This window comes from Comamonas sp. HJ-2 (assembly GCF_053615495.1).
Genome location: NZ_JBSIFD010000020.1, coordinates 1 through 18279, shown reverse-complemented (window position 1 = coordinate 18279; position 18279 = coordinate 1). Strand labels below are relative to the sequence as shown.

General features: G+C 64.3%; 14 protein-coding genes and 1 pseudogene. 13 read left to right on the top strand and 2 right to left on the bottom strand.

Annotated features, from left to right (window positions below; genetic code table 11):
- Positions 1-352 precede the first annotated feature (352 nt).
- On the top strand, positions 353-832 hold the full coding sequence (locus tag ACWGXF_RS16630; protein ID WP_003062636.1) for a VOC family protein: 480 nt from the start codon (positions 353-355) through the stop codon (positions 830-832).
- A 317-nt stretch (positions 833-1149) separates the two neighbouring features.
- A complete protein-coding gene (locus ACWGXF_RS16625; protein WP_034356064.1) occupies positions 1150-2208 on the top strand; it encodes a BKACE family enzyme in 1059 nt (352 codons plus the stop codon).
- Between the two features lie 706 nt (positions 2209-2914).
- Here the strand turns inward: ACWGXF_RS16625 and ACWGXF_RS16620 are convergent.
- Positions 2915-3757 (bottom strand): TauD/TfdA dioxygenase family protein, encoded by an 843-nt coding sequence (locus ACWGXF_RS16620; RefSeq protein WP_003062631.1) that lies wholly within the window; start codon positions 3755-3757, stop codon positions 2915-2917.
- A 349-nt stretch (positions 3758-4106) separates the two neighbouring features.
- On the opposite strand from ACWGXF_RS16620, the gene ACWGXF_RS16615 reads away from it, so the two are divergent.
- Entirely contained in the window at positions 4107-5123 is a 1017-nt protein-coding gene (locus ACWGXF_RS16615; RefSeq protein ID WP_039049733.1) for an AraC family transcriptional regulator, read from the top strand.
- A gap of 54 nt (positions 5124-5177) precedes the next feature.
- On the opposite strand, the gene ACWGXF_RS16610 is transcribed toward ACWGXF_RS16615, so the two are convergent.
- The gene (locus tag ACWGXF_RS16610) at positions 5178-6095 is read right to left on the bottom strand and encodes a LysR family transcriptional regulator (RefSeq protein ID WP_041744300.1); all 918 of its coding nucleotides are present in this window, start codon (positions 6093-6095) and stop codon (positions 5178-5180) included.
- Positions 6096-6207: 112 nt separating this feature from the next.
- Between ACWGXF_RS16610 and ACWGXF_RS16605 the strand changes: the two genes are divergently transcribed.
- The 10 genes and pseudogenes from ACWGXF_RS16605 to ACWGXF_RS16560 all read left to right on the top strand — a co-directional run.
- A complete protein-coding gene (locus tag ACWGXF_RS16605; protein ID WP_452102134.1) occupies positions 6208-8325 on the top strand; it encodes a 3-hydroxyacyl-CoA dehydrogenase NAD-binding domain-containing protein in 2118 nt (705 codons plus the stop codon).
- 260 nt (positions 8326-8585) lie between these two features.
- Entirely contained in the window at positions 8586-9782 is a 1197-nt protein-coding gene (locus ACWGXF_RS16600) for an acetyl-CoA C-acyltransferase (RefSeq protein ID WP_256631204.1), read from the top strand.
- A gap of 158 nt (positions 9783-9940) precedes the next feature.
- Entirely contained in the window at positions 9941-11140 is a 1200-nt protein-coding gene (locus ACWGXF_RS16595) for an acyl-CoA dehydrogenase family protein (protein WP_256631203.1), read from the top strand.
- A gap of 138 nt (positions 11141-11278) precedes the next feature.
- Positions 11279-12406: an acyl-CoA dehydrogenase family protein gene (locus ACWGXF_RS16590; RefSeq protein ID WP_256631202.1), complete on the top strand. Its 1128-nt coding sequence runs from the start codon at positions 11279-11281 to the stop codon at positions 12404-12406.
- A 164-nt stretch (positions 12407-12570) separates the two neighbouring features.
- Positions 12571-13362 (top strand): oxepin-CoA hydrolase, alternative type, encoded by a 792-nt coding sequence (locus ACWGXF_RS16585; protein ID WP_003062619.1) that lies wholly within the window; start codon positions 12571-12573, stop codon positions 13360-13362.
- Between the two features lie 39 nt (positions 13363-13401).
- On the top strand, positions 13402-14652 hold the full coding sequence (locus ACWGXF_RS16580) for a CaiB/BaiF CoA transferase family protein (protein WP_256631201.1): 1251 nt from the start codon (positions 13402-13404) through the stop codon (positions 14650-14652).
- Between the two features lie 202 nt (positions 14653-14854).
- Entirely contained in the window at positions 14855-15871 is a 1017-nt protein-coding gene (locus ACWGXF_RS16575) for a Bug family tripartite tricarboxylate transporter substrate binding protein (RefSeq protein ID WP_256631200.1), read from the top strand.
- Positions 15872-16140: 269 nt separating this feature from the next.
- Complete coding sequence (locus tag ACWGXF_RS16570) at positions 16141-17154, top strand: Bug family tripartite tricarboxylate transporter substrate binding protein (protein WP_256631199.1); 1014 nt, start codon at positions 16141-16143, stop codon at positions 17152-17154.
- Between the two features lie 7 nt (positions 17155-17161).
- Positions 17162-18136 carry an NAD(P)H-dependent flavin oxidoreductase gene (locus ACWGXF_RS16565; RefSeq protein ID WP_034405007.1) on the top strand — a complete coding sequence of 325 codons (975 nt, stop codon included), beginning with the start codon at positions 17162-17164 and terminating at the stop codon, positions 18134-18136.
- Between the two features lie 36 nt (positions 18137-18172).
- Positions 18173-18279, top strand: a pseudogene (locus tag ACWGXF_RS16560) (electron transfer flavoprotein subunit beta/FixA family protein); the annotation flags it as partial.

Genomic DNA, 18279 nt, shown 5'->3' with positions numbered 1-18279 from the left:
CTGGTGTGCGCCAGCGAGGCAAGGCCGGGCCGGTGCCCAGGAGTGGCTTCTGAGCCCGGATCTGCGGCAGCAGGGCGGGACTGGCGTGGTTCCGGAGGCGGCCTTGACCGGACTTGAAACCGGCAGGGCTGATGCAGCCTGATCCATTTCCGGCGTCTTCGTGAGAGCAGAGGTGCCATGGCTATATCGGGGGGATGACCCTGCGCCTCTGATATGGGGATTGAAGCGCTGGGGAAATGCGGCTTCAATGCACAGACGCCGAAAGCCGCCAGTGCATCGGTGTCCCGATAGAGAGGGGTCCGCGGTCTGCGGGTTTGCAGACATTCATCAGTCCCTGTTCAGGAGAGCCAAGATGGTCAGCAAAAACACGATTTGTCTCTGGTACGAAGGCGAGGCCCTGGAGGCAGCCAGGTTCTACGCCCAGACTTTTCCCGATAGCGCCGTGGGCGCGGTCCATCACGCACCGGGCGACTACCCCTCCGGCAAGCAGGGCGATGTGCTGACGGTCGAATTCACGGTCATGGGCATTCCCTGCCTGGGCCTGAACGGCGGCCCTGTCTTCAAGCACAACGAGGCGTTTTCGTTTCAGGTTGCGACGGACGATCAGGAGGAAACGGATCGGCTGTGGAACGCCATCGTCGGCAACGGCGGCCAGGAAAGCCAGTGCGGCTGGTGCAAGGACCGCTGGGGGCTGTCCTGGCAGATCACGCCGCGTGTGCTGACCACGGCCATTGCCGACCCGGATCGCGCGGCGGCCAGACGGGCTTTTGAAGCCATGATGGAGATGAGGAAGATCGATATCGCCGCCATCGAGGCTGCCTGGCGCGGCTAGGCGGGCGGCTGCCGATAGGAGCAGCGACAGGCTGGCAGGCTGCATTCATCGTCGCGGCACAGCTGCGACGGTCCGGTTCGGAGCAAGGGCGCATCGGAGTGCCCGCGTGCTCTGGCGCACTTTGCCAAGCTTTGAGCGTCCTAGGGCAAACGCTTTGCAGACAGCTCTCCTACAGTGAAATTGCTTTCAATTTCGACGATTCGGTGCCTGCCGGCCGGTGTTGCCCATGCCTTTTGAATGCCTGGCGGCATTGCACAGGGCGGGCAAGCCGCGGCCATGGCTGTCCGTCGAAGCCCGCATTCACTTGGAGACATGTCATGAACTTCCTCGACGGCCATCTGTTCCCCGAAAACCAGCAACCCCTGATCATTACTGCGGCGCCCTATGCTCCGGGCTGGCTGCCTTCGGACTTCCCCGAAGACATTCCCGTCACCATGGAGGCGCAGATCCAGAAAGCCGTGGACTGCTACAACGCGGGCGCCACGGTGCTGCACCTGCATGTGCGCGAGCTTGACGGCAAGGGCAGCAAGCGCCTGTCCAAGTTCAACGAGCTGATCTCCGGCGTGCGCAAGGCCGTGCCCGAGATGATCATCCAGGTCGGTGGCTCCATCAGCTTTGCTCCCGAAGACGAAGGCCAGGCGGCCAAATGGCTCTCCGACGACACCCGCCACATGCTGGCCGATCTGGACCCGGTGCCCGATCAGGTGACCGTGACGGTGAACACCTCGCAGATGAACGTGACCGATCAGGCCGAAGACGCGGACTTTGCCGGTACCTCGCGCGCCAATCCCACGCTGTTCAATGCCTACAAGGAAATGACCGTGCCCGCCCAGCCGGGCTGGGTGGAGGAGCATGTGCGCCGCCTGACCAAGGCCGGCATCCAGAGCGCTTTCCAGTGCTACAACCTGAACAGCTTCGAGTCGGTGGAGCGCCTGATGCGCCGCGGCTTCTACATGGGCCCGCTGGTCATGAACTGGGTGGCGATCGCCGGCGGCATGGACACGCCCAGCCTGTACAGCCTGGCCAACTTTGTGCGCGCCGTGCCCGATGGCGCCGTGCTGACCGTGGAAAGCAATGTGCGCAACGTGCTGCCCGTGAACATGTGGGGCATTGCCGCCGGTCTGCATGTGCGCTGCGGCACCGAAGACTGTCTGTGGAACCAGACGCGTACCGAGAAGGCCAGCACCGTCTCGCAGATCGAGCAACTGGTGCGCATCTCGCGCGAATTCGGTCGTCCTGTCGCCACCGCCAAGGAGGCGCGCGAGATCAGCAAGATCGGCGTGTTCTACGACAGCGTGGAGGAAAGCCTGGCCGCCAACGGCTTTGCGCCCAACCGGCCCGGTGCCAACCAGGGTTTCCTCAGGAAGACCTCCTGATCTCCCGGGACAGGCTTGCAGGCAAGGCGATCACGCCCTCGCCTGCAAGCGGTCTCTGCTGAACCGACATGCGCAAAAACGGCCTCCGCGATGGAGGCCTTTTTCATGCCCGGATGATTTTGGGCAGGCCTGGAAAAATGGCTCTGGCAAGGCTGGGGCCGGGCCTGAGACAGGCCTGGTGAAGTCGTCTGGGCCGGCGGCTGCGGATGGATGGTCTTGAGCAGGCCTCTGGCCGGCTCACAGCTGTCAAGGCGCGGGAGGAGCGGGAGGTCCGTGATGCGCACGCCGCGCGCCCCACACCGCACGCTGCAGTGCTCGCCAGAGGCTCGCCGAGCAGAGATGCTGCAGGCGCGGTTGACGAGGATCACCATTGTGGTATTTAGGCTCGTCGGGCTCGCGCGTGCCATGGCTCACAGCAATGGCCGGCTGTATCTCTGTATCTTGCAGTGCTGTCGCCCTCCCGGGCCTGCGCTCTGTCATCGGCCTCAGGGCGCGATTGGCGCAAGGCGGGGCCTGGTCAGGCGCACATTCATGCAGGAGGTGATGACAGAAAAAATAATAGCTGCCTGCGCTTGATTTGCAAGCATTTCAGGCAGCTATGACTTTATCTTCAATGGCAGTCAAGCGATACAAGCTATTGTTTTTGCGCAGCGCCGGTGCGATGCGCCGTGTTCCGGCGCCGGCACGCGGCGCAGGTGGCGCTCGCTCAAAAAGGCTTGTCGCCGATGATGGCAGCGCGCTCCATCTTGCGCGCGGCGGGCCAGTAATCCTGCACGGCGTAATGCTGGGTGCAGCGGTTGTCCCACATGGCGACGCTGCCGGGCTTCCAGCGAAAGCGCACCTGGTACTCGGGGATGGCCGCCTGGCTGATCAGATAGTTCAGCAGCATGCTGGCACCGGGCGTCTTGTCCTGGCCATAGCGCACGTTCTCGGGCGTGTGGTAGTTGGCAAAGTGGGTGGTGAAGCTGCAGACGTAGAGAATCTTCTCGCCGGTTTCGGGGTGGGTGCGCACCACGGGATGTTCGACCGGAGGATGCTGGCGGCCCAGCTCCAGACGCTTTTCTTCGGGCATGACGGCGCCGAAGCCGTGCTCGATGCTGGACTTGGCCTTGAGGCCGTCAATCTTTTTCTTGATGTCCTCGGGCAGATTGCGGTAGGCCTCGGCCATATTGACCCAGATGGTGTCGCCACCGACGGCAGGGCCTTCGATGCAGCGCAGCACGCAGCCCATGGTCGGGTTCTCGCGCCACTGACCGTCGGTGTGATAGGTGTTCTCGTAGTTTTCGCGCTTTTCGCTGCGGTAGATCTGCACCAGACCGGGGTGGTCGGGGTCGCTGCCGGCCACGGGGTGATCCTCCAGATCGCCGAAGTGGCGGGCAAAACCCACATGCTCGGCACGCGTGATGTCCTGATCGCGGAAGAACAGCACTTTGTGCTGCAGCAGCAGGGCGCGAATTTCCTCGGCCAGGCCCTTGTCGCGGGACGCATCGCCGAGGTGGATGTCGGAAACCTCAGCGCCGATGCTGCAGGTCAGTTGTTCGACTTTCATGGTCTTCTCCTAAGTACCCGGCAAGGCCTTGATGCAGGGCGCCGCCGTCTGATGGAAAAATTCTCGGCGCAGCAACAGTCCCGGGGCTTGACCGATCGCGTCAGCTTGTTGCCCTCTTGGGTGGGTGCAAGGAAAACCCTAGGGCCGGGCCTGGGGTGTCTTGAAGTGGACGCATCTGCGCGCCGAACCGTCATATCTGTCGTGATCTACTGGTATCCATTGATTGACTGCTTGTTGTGATATTGATAAACATCAACACCCGAAACGCAGGTTGCCCTTAAGGCCTGTGTCCATCCATGAAATCCGGGCCTGTTGCGCAGTACCCGGGTCAACCGTTTTCCTGGTCACGATGAAGCCCCGTATCCGAAGTGTGAGCCTGTGCAAATACGCCAAGGTGGCGAACGAGCTCGGCCTTGACCCGCTGCGCATGTTCCGCCAGGTGGGGCTGGACCACAGCTGCCTGAATTCTCCCGATCTCATGGTTCCCGAAGCTGCGTTTGCGCAGTTGCTCGAGGCTTCTTCCGCCCAGGCCGGGCATGCCTCGCTGGGCCTGCTCATGGGCTCGCATTGGCGTCTGTCCGACTTCGGGCCGATCAGCCTGCTGCTGCAGCACCAGGCCAGCCTCTCCAGCATGCTCAAGACCTTCAAGGACTATGACCACATGATCAGCACCACCGTGGGCACGGAGGTGGTGACCCAGGGGCGCTATTCCATCATCCAGCTGAACCTGGATACCGAGCGCGAGAACCCGGGGCGCCACCCGGTCGAGCTGGGCATCACGGCGCTGATGAGTCTGTGCCGATATCAGCTGGGCAGGGGCTGGAGCCCGGCCAGCATCCACTTCTCGCACAGCTCGCCAGGCAGCACCATGAGCCATCGCCGCGTGCTGGGCAGCGAGATCGTGTTCGGCTCGGACTTCGATGGCATCGTGGTGAGCAACGAGGATCTGGAGGCCATCGATGCCGATCACGACAGCCTCATGGAGAGCCACGCCCGCAGCCTGATGGAGAGCCATGCGCCGCGGCCCACGACCAGATCGCTGGAGCAGCAGGTGCGCAGCACCTTGCAGTCACTGCTGCCCCATGGGCGCCACAGCATTGCCCATGTGGCCGGCGCGCTTGGCTATACGGCCCGCTCGCTGCAGCGGCACCTCGAAACCCAGAACACCAGCTTTCAGGAAACCCTGGACGCCGTACGCAGCCAGGCCGCGCTGCGTGCGCTGCAGAATCCGCAGCTGTCGGTGAGCGAAGCGGCCGCTCAGGCCGGCTTTGCCGAGAACAGCTCGTTCACGCGCTGGTTCAGCAAGCATTTTCAGCAAAGCCCCAGCAGTTGGCGCCAGCAGAATCTGAACCGCAGCCTGTCCTGAGGCCTCTGTCCGAATGAAAACGCCAGCCTGCTCGCTGGCGTTTTGCGTTGCGGCTCAGGGCTGGGGCATCGCGGCCAGCCGGGTTGCCTCGGGCTGGGCCTTGGCCAGCAGAAAATCGATGCAGGTGCGCACGGCCTTGGTCTGATGCCGGTTGGGCAGGTAGAGCAGATACATATGGGTGCCGAAAATGCTGAGCCGGTACTCGTCCAGCGTGCTCAGCACCTCGCCCGTGGCCAGCTTGTCCTGCACCACATAGTCGGGCACCAGGCCTACCCCCAGGCCGGCCAGGATGCCGTCGCGCAGAAAAGGGAAATGCTCGGAGATCATGGTGGGCTCCAGCATCACTTCGTGGCGTTCGGAGCCCAGATAGGCGGCCAGGCGCAATTGCCGCCCCGTGACTCCGGCGGTGATCAGCGGGCTGGCGCGCAGGGCATGCAGGGTTCTGGGCAGGCCGTGGGTCTGCGCATATTCGCGTGAGGCGCAGGCCAGATAGCGCACCGTGCCCAGGCTGCGCGCCACCAGGGACAGGGGTGGCTCCTGGATCACGCGCACGATGATGTCCACATCGTCGCGCAGATTGTCGGCCCGGTTCTCGAACAGCACATCGAGCACGATGCCCGGGTACAGGCGCTTGAACTCGATCAGCCATTCGCTCATCACGATCTGGCCGTAGCCGCTGGGCACGCTGATGCCCACGCGGCCCTGCAGGCTCTGGCCCAGCGCCGTGATGGCCTCGCGTGCGGCCAGCATTTCGTTGTGGATGTTGCGGCCATGCTCGTACAGGCGCATGCCGATCTCCGTAGGCTCCACGCGGCGCGTGGTGCGCTTGACCAGCTGCACGCCCGCTGCCTTTTCCAGCTGGGTCAGGTGATAGCTCACATTGGCACGCGTCATCTTGAGCTTGCGCGCTGCCTGGCTGAGATTGCCGCTATCAATGATTTCGACCAGCAGGGTCAGCGATTGGGAGTCCATGGCGTATTTGTCTAATTTTCTTTGACAGTCTGTCAATGATTCATGGGATTGTTAGAAAACATTGTCGTCGTAAAAATAAAGCCCATTCCATAAAGAGATTCAGGAGACTCGCATGACCGCCCAAGCCAGCACCTCTGTCGTCGAACTCAGGCAAGACGGTGACGTCCTGCTCGTCAGCGTCAACAACCCGCCCGTCAATGCGCTGGGCGCTGCCGTGCGCCAGGGTCTGATGGCGGCCATGGAACAGGCCGATGCCAGCGCCGCGGTCAAGGCCGTGGTCATCGTGGGTCAGGGCAAGGCTTTCATCGCCGGTGCCGATATCCGCGAATTCGGCAAGCCTCCGGTCCTGCCTTTCCTGCCCGATGTCTGCAACCGTATCGAGGCCTGCAGCAAGCCCGTGGTGGCCGTGATTCATGGCGCGGCACTGGGCGGCGGTCTGGAGATCGCCATGTCGGCGCATTACCGTCTGGCGCTGCCTGGCGCGAAGCTGGGTCTGCCCGAAGTCTCTCTGGGTCTGGTGCCCGGCGCCGGCGGCACCCAGCGTGCACCGCGCCTGATGGGTGTCAAGGCCGCAACCGAGCTGATGCTCAGCGGCCAGCAGATCGGTGCCAAGGCCGGACTGGCAGCCGGTCTGGTGGACAAGCTGGAAGAGGGCTCGGACCCCGTCGCCGCGGGCCTGGCCTATGCGCGTGAACTGCTGACCCAGGGCGCGCCGCTGCGTCCCGTCAGCGCCGCGCCGGGTCGTCTGGCCGACAAGGCAGCCGCCCAGGCGGAACTCGATGTGCTGCGTGCCGACACGGCCAAGAAGTCGCGCGGTTTGTTCTCGCCGCTGAAGATCATCGATTGCGTGCAGGCCGCGCTGGATCTGCCTTTTGCGGAAGGCCTGAAGTTCGAGCGTGCCCAGTTTCTGGCCTGTATCGACAGCCCGCAGCGCGCCGGCCTGATCCACGCCTTCTTTGCCGAGCGCGAGACGGCCAAGATTCCCGAGGCCCGCGCTGCCCAGCCGCGCGCCTTCAGCAAGATCGCCATCATCGGTGGCGGCACCATGGGCGCGGGCATCACCGTCTCGGCGCTGGATGCCGGCCTGGTCGTGACCATGATCGAGCGCGATGCCGAATCCATCGCACGCGGTCAGGCCAATGTGGAGAAGGTCTACAACGGCCTGATTGCCAAGGGCCGCATGAGCGAGGAAGCCAAGGCCGCCATCATGGCGCGCTATACGCCCTCGACCCGCTATGACGACATTGCCGATGTGGATCTGGTGATCGAGGCGGTCTTCGAAGACCTGGAGGTCAAGAAGGCCGTGTTCAAGGAGCTGGATCGCGTCTGCAAGAGCGGCGCCGTGCTGGCCACCAACACCTCGTATCTGGACATCGACGCGATTGCCGCCGTCACCAGCCGCCCGCAGGACGTGATCGGTCTGCACTTCTTCAGCCCGGCCAACATCATGAAGCTGCTGGAGATCGTCGTGCCCGCCAAGGTGGCGCCCGATGTGGTGACCACGGCCTTCGAGCTGGCCAAGAAGATGAAGAAGGTGCCCGTGCGTGCCGGCGTCTGCGACGGCTTTATCGGTAACCGCATTCTGGCCACCTACAAGCAGGCCGCCGACTACCTGATGGAAGACGGTGCCAGTCCCTACGAGATCGACGAAGCCGTGCGCGGTTTCGGCTTTGCCATGGGGCCTTTCCAGGTCACCGACCTGGCCGGTGGCGATATCGGCTGGGCCACGCGCAAGCGCCGCGCCGCCACGCGCGACCCCAATGCCCGTTATGTGCAGATTGCCGACCGCATCTGTGAAAACGGCTGGTTCGGCCAGAAGACGGGACGCGGCTTTTATCTCTATCCGCAAGGTGCGCGCATCGGTCAGCCCGACCCCGAGGTGCTGGCGATTGTCGATGCCGAGCGCGCCAAGAAGGGCGTGACGCCGCGCCCGTTCACGGCCGAGGAAATCATGCGCCGCTACATGGCTGCCATGGTCAACGAAGGCGCCAAGGTGGTGGGCGAGGGCATTGCGCTGCGCCCGCTGGATGTGGACGTGACCTTTATCTCCGGCTACGGTTTTCCGCGCCACCGCGGCGGCCCCATGAAATGGGCCGATATGCAGGGCCTTCCCAAGGTGCTGGCCGATATCGAAGCCTTTGCCAAGGAAGACGCGCTGTTCTGGAAGCCTGCGCCGCTGCTGCAGAAGCTGGTGGCCGAGGGCAAGAACTTCGAAAGCCTGAACAAGTAACACCCCTGAGCCGCTGCGCGGCTTCCCCTCTCTCTTCGGGAGGGGACGACGCCATCGCCTGGGCGGCCCCGCCGCGAGGCGGCTCTTGCTCGGCGTCTCGCGCTTGGAGTGCGCCAGTTTTTATCGCCCGGTTAATTTAAAAAAGTAGCTGCTAGCTCTTGATTTGTATGGTTTTCAGTATGGAAAGTATCTGAAAGCAATGAATGACAAGCGAAGACAGCTATCAAAAATAGTTTTCAACATTCACAGAGACAAGCACCATGCGTGAAGCCGTTATCGTTTCCACCGCCCGCACACCGCTGACCAAGTCGCATCGTGGCGAGTTCAACATCACTCCTGCCGCCCAGCTGGCTGCTTTCTCCGTCAAGGCTGCGGTGGAGCGCTCGGGTGTCGATCCCGAAATGATCGAGGACCTGATTCTGGGTTGCGGCAACCCCGACGGCTTCCAGGGCCGCAATCTGGGTCGCCAGACCGTGTTGCGCGCCGGGCTGCCGCTATCGATCGCCGGCACCACCATCACGCGCTTTTGCGCCTCGGGTCTGCAGTCCATCGCCATCGCGGCGGGGCGTGTCGTGGCCGAGGGCGTGGACGTGATGCTGGCCGGCGGTATCGAAACCATCTCCGGCATCCGGGCCGGCAACAATCTGCCCACCGACATGGACCCCTGGCTGGTGGAGCACAAGCCCGAGCTGTACATGGCCATGATCGACACCGCCGATGTGGTGGCCAAGCGCTATGGCATCACGCGTGAAGACCAGGATGTGTTCTCGCTGCAAAGCCAGCAGCGCACGGCTGCGGCCCAGGCCGCCGATCTGTTCAAGGACGAGATCATTGCCTGCTCTACACGCATGATGGAGAAGAACAAGGAAACCGGCGAAGTCACCTACCGCGACGTGGTGGCCACGCAGGACAACTGCAACCGCGCCAGCACCACGCTGGAGGGACTGGCCAAGCTGGAGCCTGTGAAGGGCCCTGGCAACTTCATCACGGCCGGCAATGCCTCGCAGCTGTCCGACGGCTCCAGCGCCTGCGTGGTGATGGAGGCCAGGCTGGCAGAGCGCCTGGGCCTCAAGCCCCTGGGCGCTTTCCGCGGCTTCGCCGTGGCCGGCTGCGAGCCTGACGAGATGGGCATCGGCCCGGTGTTTGCCGTGCCCAAGCTGCTCAAGCGCCACGGCCTTACGGTGGATGACATCGACCTCTGGGAGCTGAACGAAGCCTTTGCCTCGCAGGCCCTGTATTGCCAGCGTCAACTGGGCATTCCCAACGAGCGTCTGAATGTCAACGGCGGCGCGATTGCCATCGGCCACCCCTTCGGCATGACGGGTGCACGCCTGACCGGCCACATCCTGCTTGAAGGCCAGCGCCGCAAGGCCCGCAATCCCAAGGTCAAGTGGGGCGTGGTGACCATGTGCATCGCCGGCGGCATGGGTGCTGCGGGCCTGTTCGAGATTTTCTAAACACCCCCTGAGCGGCTGGCGCCGCTTCCCCCTCTCTCTTCGGGAGGGGGACGACGCCTTTGCTGCGAGACGGCTCTTGCTCGGCGCCTCTGGTTCAGAGCGTGCCGGTGTCAGAGGCTGCAAAGGCGCGCTGCGCCATGGATTACCAGGAAATAGCAATGGATTTGCAATTCACCCCCCAGGAAGAGGCGTTTCGCGCCGAGGTGCAGAGTTTTCTCAAGGAAAAGCTGCCCAAGCATATTTCGGCCAAGGTCAAGGCCGGCCAGCGCCTGAGCAAGGCCGATCAGGACGAGTGGCATGCCATTCTCAACGAGCGCGGCTGGTATGCGAATCACTGGCCCCAGGAGCATGGCGGTCCGGGCTGGGGGGCGGTCGAGAAGTTCATCTTCGACACCGAGTGCGCCCTGGCGGGCGGCCCGCGCATCGTGCCCTTCGGCGTGAACATGCTGGGGCCGGTGCTGATCAAGTACGGCAACGAGCAGCAAAAAAAGTACTGGCTGCCGCGCATTCTGAGCGGGCAGGACTGGTGGTGCCAGGGCTATTCCGAGCCCGGCGCGGGCTCCGATCTGGCCTCGGTGAAGACCACGGCCGTGCGCGATGGAGACTTCTACATCGTCAACGGCCAGAAGACCTGGACCACCCAGGGCCAGCACGCCAATATGATCTTCTGCCTGGTGCGCACCAACCGTGAAGCCAAGGCCCAGGCCGGCATCAGCTTTTTGCTGGTGGACATGAACAGCCCCGGCGTGGAGCTACGCCCCATCCGCACGCTGGACGGCGACAAGGAAGTCAACGAAGTCTTCTTCACCGATGTGAAGGTGCCGGTCGAGAATCTGGTGGGCGAGGAAAACCGGGGCTGGACCTATGCCAAGTATCTGCTGACCTACGAGCGCACCGGCATTGCGGGCGTGGGCTTCTGCATCTCGGCTCTGGCAAAGCTCAAGGTCATCGCCGCCAAGGTTCACAAGAACGGCCAGCCGCTGAACCAGGACCCGCTGTTCGCCGCCCGCATGGCCCGTGTCGAGATCGACCTGGAGAACATGAAGACCACCAATCTGCGCGTGATCGCGGCCGTGGCCGGTGGCGGCGTGCCCGGTGCGGAGAGCTCCATGCTGAAGATCCGCGGCACCGAGATCCGCCAGGAGATCTTGTCGCTGATCCGCCGCGCCATGGGCGTGTATGCCGTGCCCTATATCGACGAGGCCCAGTACGAAGGCTATGACCAGGCGCCCCTGGGCGGTATCGACGAAGCCGCCACGGCCTCGGCCAACTACTTCAACTACCGCAAGCTGTCGATCTTCGGCGGCTCCAACGAAATCCAGAAGAACATCATCTCCAAGATGATTCTGGGCTTGTGAAATCCCCCTGAGTCGCTGCGCGCCTTCCCCCCGGGGAGACGACGCCCTCGCTGCGGGGCGGCCCTTGCTGGGCGTCCCTGGCGAACCGGGCGGTGGCATGCGACACCGATTCGTTCGATTGGGTAGAGAGAATTTGTCATGAACTTCACACACACCGAAGACCGCCGCATGCTGGCGGACAGCCTGAACCGCTTTGTTTCTGAGCAGTACGGTATCGAACAGCGCAACCATTTGGCCTATGGTGCAGAAGGTCACAGCCCCGCGCTGTATGCGCAATTTGCCGAGCTGGGCGCGATCGGCGCGCTGTTCCCGGAAGAGGAGGGCGGCTTTGGCGGCTCGGGCTTTGACATCAGCGTGGTGTTCGAGTCGCTGGGCCGCGGCCTGGTGGCCGAGCCCTTGCTGGGCGCGCTGGTCGTGGGCCAGGCCCTGATTGCGGCAGGCACCGAAGCGCAAAAGCGCCAACTGGAAGACATCATCGCCGGCAGCGCGATCGCCGCTCTGGCGCACGACGAACCGGGCAGCCACTACGAGCTCAACAAGGTCACGGCCACGGCGGCCAGGACCGCCACGGGCTGGGTGCTCAACGGCGCCAAGAGCGTGGTCGCCTTTGGCGAGAAAGCCGATCTGCTGCTGGTGTCCGCGCGCACCGCAGGCGGCATGTTCGATACTGCCGGCATCAGCCTGTTCCTGGTCGACGGCAATGCCGCCGGCATCGCCAAGCGCGGCTATAGCCGCATGGAAGGCGGCCGCGCCGCCGAGCTGACTTTCGAGAATGTGCAACTGGCCGAGGATGCGCTGCTGGGTGCCGAGGGCCAGGGCCATGGCGTGCTCGAGCATGTTCAGGGCTTTGCCTTGCTGGCGCTGGCTGCCGAGGCGCTGGGCGCCATGGATGTGGCCAAGCAGAACACGCTGGAGTATCTGCAGACGCGCAAGCAGTTCGGAGTGGCCATCGGCAGCTTCCAGGCGCTGCAGCATCGCATGGCCGATCTGTTGCTGGAGGTGGAGCAGGTGCGTTCCACCGTCATCAATGCGGCCGATGCCATCGACAACGCCCAGGGCACGCAGCGCGAGAAGATGCTGTCTGCCGCCAAGTACACCGTGGGCTCGGTGGGGACCCTGGTGGCCGAGGAAAGCATACAGATGCATGGCGGCATCGGCATGACCTGGGAGCTGCCGCTGGCGCATTACGCCAAGCGACTGATCATGATCGACCACCAGTTTGGCGACGAGGACCATCATCTGGCGCGTTTCATGGCCTTGAGCTGAAATGAGCTCCCCCCTGAGTCGCTTTGCGCCTTCCCCCTCTCTCTCTACGCGCTGCGCGCTAGGGGAGGGGGACGACAGCCTCGCTGCGGCGCGGCCGGCGGGCTGTCCCTGGCGGAGTGGGTCGGCTACAGGCGGTAAGTGCTGCCTAAAACTGGAGAACGAAGATGAGTGAAGTCCTGCTGACCCGCCGCGAAGCTGCCGTGCTGGTGCTGAGCAACAACAACCCGGCTGCGCGCAATGCGTTGTCGCCCGCGTTCTACGCGGCCGTCACGACCGCGCTGGCGGAGGCTGCGGCTGACGCCAGTGTGGGCGCGGTCGTGCTCACGGGCGAGGGCGGGCATTTCTGCGCCGGTGGCGATTTGCGCCAACTGGCCAGGCGCCGCGAACTGCCCGTGGAGCAGCGCCGTGAAAAGCTTGAAGGCCTGCACGACCTGATTCGAGCCGTGCGCGACTGTCCCAAGCCTGTCATCGCTGCCGTCGAAGGCGCGGCGGCGGGCGCCGGCCTGTCGCTGGCACTGGCCTGCGATATGCTGGTGGCCGCCCGCGACAGCCTGTTCTCCGTGGCCTATGTGAAAGTGGGTCTGACGCCCGACGGCGGCGCCACAGCCTTTCTGGCCGAGTTCGTCTCGCGGCAGGTCTTGACCGAGCTGTGCCTGACCGGCGAGCGCATCAGCGGCGAACGCATGCACGCTTTGGGCCCCGTCAATCGCCTGGCCGAGCCCGGCCAGGCTCTGGCCGATGCCGTTGCGCTGGCCGCCCAGATCGCGACCGGCCCGGACCAGGCCACGGCTCTGATCAAGGACCTGTGCCGCCAGGCACCGCGCAACACGCTGGAGCAGCAGCTGGAGCTGGAGGCACAGCACATGGTGCGCTCCCAGGGCAGCGAAGAGTCCCGTGAAGGCATTGCTGCCTTTCTCGAAAAGCGCAGCGCCGACTTCAGCAAATTGCGTGCTTGAGCGCTCAACAAACCAAGATTTTCCAAGGAGACAAGGCAGATGGCCGACAGCAATACCGAACAGAACCAGGACATCGACTTCCCGCTGGAGGGAGTGAAGGTACTCGATCTGTCCCGCGTCTTCGCCGGGCCGCTGTGCGGCATGGTACTGGCCGACTTCGGCGCCGAGGTGGTCAAGGTCGAGCACCCGGGCCGCGGCGACGACACGCGCGACTGGGGCATTCGCATCGGCAAGACCGAGACCACCTACTACAACAGCATGAACCGCAACAAGCGGTCCATCACGCTGGATCTGCAAACGCCCGAGGGCGTGAAGATCCTCCATGAACTGCTGCCTCAGTTCGACGTGCTCATCCACAACTTCAAGACCGGCGGCGCCGAGAAGCTGGGTCTGGGCTACGAGCAGCTCAAGGCCATCAAGCCCGACCTGATCTATTGCGCAGTGGCTGGCTATGACAGCAGCGGCCCCGAGGCCAAGCGCCCCGGCTACGATCTGGTGATCCAGGGCGAGGCGGGCCTGATGGCGCTCAACGGCGAGGCAGGGATGCCGCCGCTCAAATTCGGCGTGGCCGTGGTGGATCTGGTAACCGGCATGTATGCAGCCCAGGCCGTGCTGGCCGCCTTGTTCCGCCGCGAGCGCACGGGCAAGGGCCGGCTCATAGAGATGGCGCTGTACGACAGCGGCATCACGGTCACCGGCTACTACGGCCTGGATGCCCTGCAACTGGGGCACGACCCCGAGCGCTACGGCAATGCCCACCCCTCCATCGTGCCTTACGGCATGTACGAGGCCGCCGACGGCCCGCTGATCATTGCCGTGGGCAACAACAGCCAGTTCGACAAGTTCTGCCGTCAAGTCATCATGCGCCCCGACATCGTCGAGGATCAGCGCTTCTCCACCAACGTCAACCGGGCCAGGAACCGGCTGGAGTTGCTGCCCATGCTCAAGGCACTGATTGGCAGCTTCCCGCGCGATCTGCTGCTGGAGCGCCTGACGGCTGCAGGCATTCCCTGCGGCCGTGTGGCCGGCCTGCACGAGGCCCTGACCAGCGAGCGCACGCGCCGCAGCGGGCTGCTGCGCGACATGCCCCATCCCGTGGTCGGCGCCACGCCCGTGTTCGCGCCGCCCTACCGCCTGGACGGCCAGCGTCTGCCCATCCGCCATGCACCGCCCACGCTGGGTGAGGGCACGCGAGAAGTGCTGCAGCGCCTGCTGACGCTCGATGATGCGCAACTGCAGGACCTGCAAGCCAAGGGCGTTCTCACGCTGCCCCAGGAGCCCACCCCCTGAGCCGCTGTGCGGCTTCCCCTCTCTCGCTTCGCGGGAGGGGACGACACCCTCGCTGCGGGGGCGGCCCTTGCTCGGTGTCCCTGTTGGGCCGTGTCAGGCTCACAGGCCGCGGACATCTTCTAGAGCCATAAATAACTCAAAAGCAAGATTAAAGGCCGCGCAAGACGGCAGATAAAGACAGCGACTTCATAGGAGACAAACCATGAGCATCCCAGTCACACGCCGCGATCTTCTGCAAGGGCTGGCCGCCATCGGCGGCGGCAGCCTGCTGGCCACGGGCGCCGGCAGCGCCCTCGCGCAGGCAGGCAAGCCGGCCTGGCCCGCAAAGCCCATCCGCGTGGTCGTGCCCTTCAACGCGGGCGGCGCCACCGACATCATCGCGCGCACCATCGGCGAGGTCCTGGCCAAGCGCCTGGGCCAGCCCGTGGTCATCGACAACCGCGGCGGCGCGGCCGGCATCCTCGGCACCGAGGCCGTGGCCAAGGCCGCGCCCGATGGCCACACGCTGATGGTCTCGCTCAGCACCTCCATGCTGATCAACCAGTTCCTCTACACCAAGCTGCCCTACAACCCGCAAAAAGACATCGCGCTGATCAGCCAGATCGCCGCAGCGCCCGTCACGCTGGTCGTCCATCCTTCGGTGCCGGCCAACAATATGAAGGAGCTGCTGGCCTATGTGAAGGCGCACAAGGGAAAGCTCTCGTACGGGTCCTGGGGCGTGGGCTCGTATGCCCATCTGGCCGGTGCCTATATGAGCAAGACCATGGATGCCGACATGAACCATGCCGCCTACAAGGGCGAGGCACCCATGATCCAGGAGCTGATCGGCGGTCAGCTGCAACTGTGCTTTTCCAGCGCGCTCAACACCAAGCCCTTCATTGAGTCGGGTCGTCTCAAGGCCATTGGCGTGACCGGCAAGGAACGCATGGAAATTCTGCCCAAGCTGCCGACCATCTTCGAGCAGGGCGTGACCGACGACGCCTATTCGATCTACGGCTGGGTGGCAATGGGCGCGCCAGCCGGCACGCCCAAGGAGGTCGTGGACCAGCTCTACGGCCACCTGCGCGAAATCATCAAGGACCCCAAGGTGCTGGAGCGCATTACGGGCGCTGGCTTCATACCCATGATGAACAGCCCCCAGGCCTTCCGCGACAACTACCAGCGCGATATGCCGATCTGGAAGGCGCTGGTCGAGCAGGCTGGCGCCAAGCTTGATTGAACCCCCTGAGTCGCTTCGCCTGGGCGGCCCCGCGCCTTCCCCCGTGTGCACGGCGCCCTCTCTCGCTTTGCGGGAGGGGGGCGACACCCTCGGTGCGGGGCGGCGCGGCCGGCGTAGGCCCTTCCTCGGTGTCCCTTGCCTTGGGACATGCCGGATTCATGGGCAGTGGGTGGCGCGCAGCGCCATGGATCACTGAGTGACTGATTTTTACGGCCTGCGGCAGTGGGCCACCACCGACGACTGCTGAGACAGCTTTGACAGGAGACTACATGCACAAGCGCAATCCCGCACTTAAGGCCTGCACCAGCCGGCGCAGCGTTATGGCCCTGGCCGCAGCGCCGTTGCTGGCCGGCCTGGCCGGCGGCGCACTGGCCGAGACCGACTGGCCAGCCAAGATGCTGCGCCTGGTCGTGCCTTTTCCGGCCGGTGGCCCTACCGATACGGCATCGCGCATCGTGGGCCAGAAGCTGGGCGAGCGTCTCAAGCAGACCGTGGTGGTGGAAAACCGCCCCGGCGCCTCGGGCTCCATCGCGGCCGTGCAGGTCGCCAAGAGTCCGGCCGACGGCTACACGCTGATGATGCTGGCCACGCCCACGCTGCTGGCCCCCCATCTGTACAAGAAGGCCGGCTACGACACTGTCAAGGATTTCGCGCCCGTGGCCACGGTCTATGACCTGCCCATCGTCATCGTGGTCAATCCCACGCTTTTGCCCGATGTCACCGATCTCAAGAGCCTGATCGCCCACGCCAAGGCTCAGAAATCAGCGCTCAACTACACCAGCTCGGGCGCCGGAAGCTTCGGCCACCTGAGCATGGAACTGCTCAAGCAGATGGCCGGCTTCGACATGCAGCATGTGCCCTACAAGGGCGGCGTGCCCGCCATCACCGACACCATCGGCGGCCAGGTGCCCATCATGTATGCCGACCTCGTGGCCGCGCTGCCTCATATTCAGGCAGGCAAGCTGCGAGCCATCGCCGTGGGCTCGCCCCAGCGCGTGAGCATGCTGCCCGACATCAAGACCATTGCCGAGCAGGGCATCAAGGGCTATGACGCCGTTTCCTGGGGCGGTCTGCTCGCCCCCAAGGGCACGCCCAAGGCGGTGGTCGAGCGCATCGCCTCCGAAGTCCAGCAGATACTGGCCGACAAGGATGTCCAGAGCAAGCTGCTCCACGCGGGCGCCATCGCCACTTTCCAGAATCCCGCCCAGCTGGGCCAGCGCATCCAGCAGGACTACACGCGCTGGGGCCAGCTGATCCGCGACAAGGGCATTGCAGTGGAGTGACAAGGACATGAAGACACGCATCACCGAACTCTTTGGCATAGAGCACCCCATCATCCAGGGAGGCATGCACCATGTGGGCCTGGCCGAGCTGGCCGCCGCCGTCTCCAACGCGGGCGGCCTGGGCATCATCACGGGCCTGACCCAGCGCACGCCCGAGTTGCTGGCGCGCGAGATTGCGCGTTGCCGCGAAATGACGGACAAGCCCTTTGGCGTGAACCTGACCTTTCTGCCCTCGGTCAACCCGCCCGACTACCCGGGCTATGTCAAGGCCATCATCGAAGGCGGCGTCAAGGTGGTCGAGACGGCCGGCAACAACCCGCAGAAATGGCTGCCCGCGCTCAAGGAAGCCGGCATCAAGGTCATCCACAAGTGCACTTCGGTGCGCCATGCGCTCAAGGCCGAGGCCATCGGCTGCGATGCCATCAGCGTGGACGGCTTCGAATGCGGCGGCCATCCGGGCGAGGACGACATCCCCAACTTCATCCTGCTGCCGCGCGCTGCCGAGGAACTGAAGATTCCCTTTGTCGCCTCGGGCGGGATGGCCGACGGCCGCTCCCTGGTGGCCGCGCTGGCGCTGGGCGCCGAAGGCATCAACATGGGCACGCGCTTCATCGCCACGAAAGAGGCACCCGTGCACGCCAACGTCAAGCAGGCCATCGTCGCGGCCAGCGAGCTCGACACCCGTCTGGTCATGCGCCCGCTGCGCAACACCGAGCGCGTGCTGACCAACTCCGCCACCGAGCGCCTGCTGCAAAAAGAGCGCGAGCTGGGCGCGGCCATCACCTTTGCCGACATTGCGCCTGAAGTGGCCGGCGTCTATCCGCGCATCATGCACGACGGCGACATGGACGCGGGCGTCTGGTCTTGCGGCATGGTCGCGGGCCTGATCCACGATGTGCCGACGGTTGCGCAGCTGATCACCGGCATCATGGACCAGGCCCATGCACTGATCAACGAGCGGCTCGCGGGCCTGGCCCGCTAAGCCTTTCACTCTTCAAAACCAGGAAAGAGCTTTCTCATGAAAATCCTTGTACCCGTCAAGCGTGTCGTGGACTACAACGTCAAGGTCCGCGTGAAGTCGGACGGCACGGGTGTGGACATCGCCAACGTCAAGATGAGCATGAA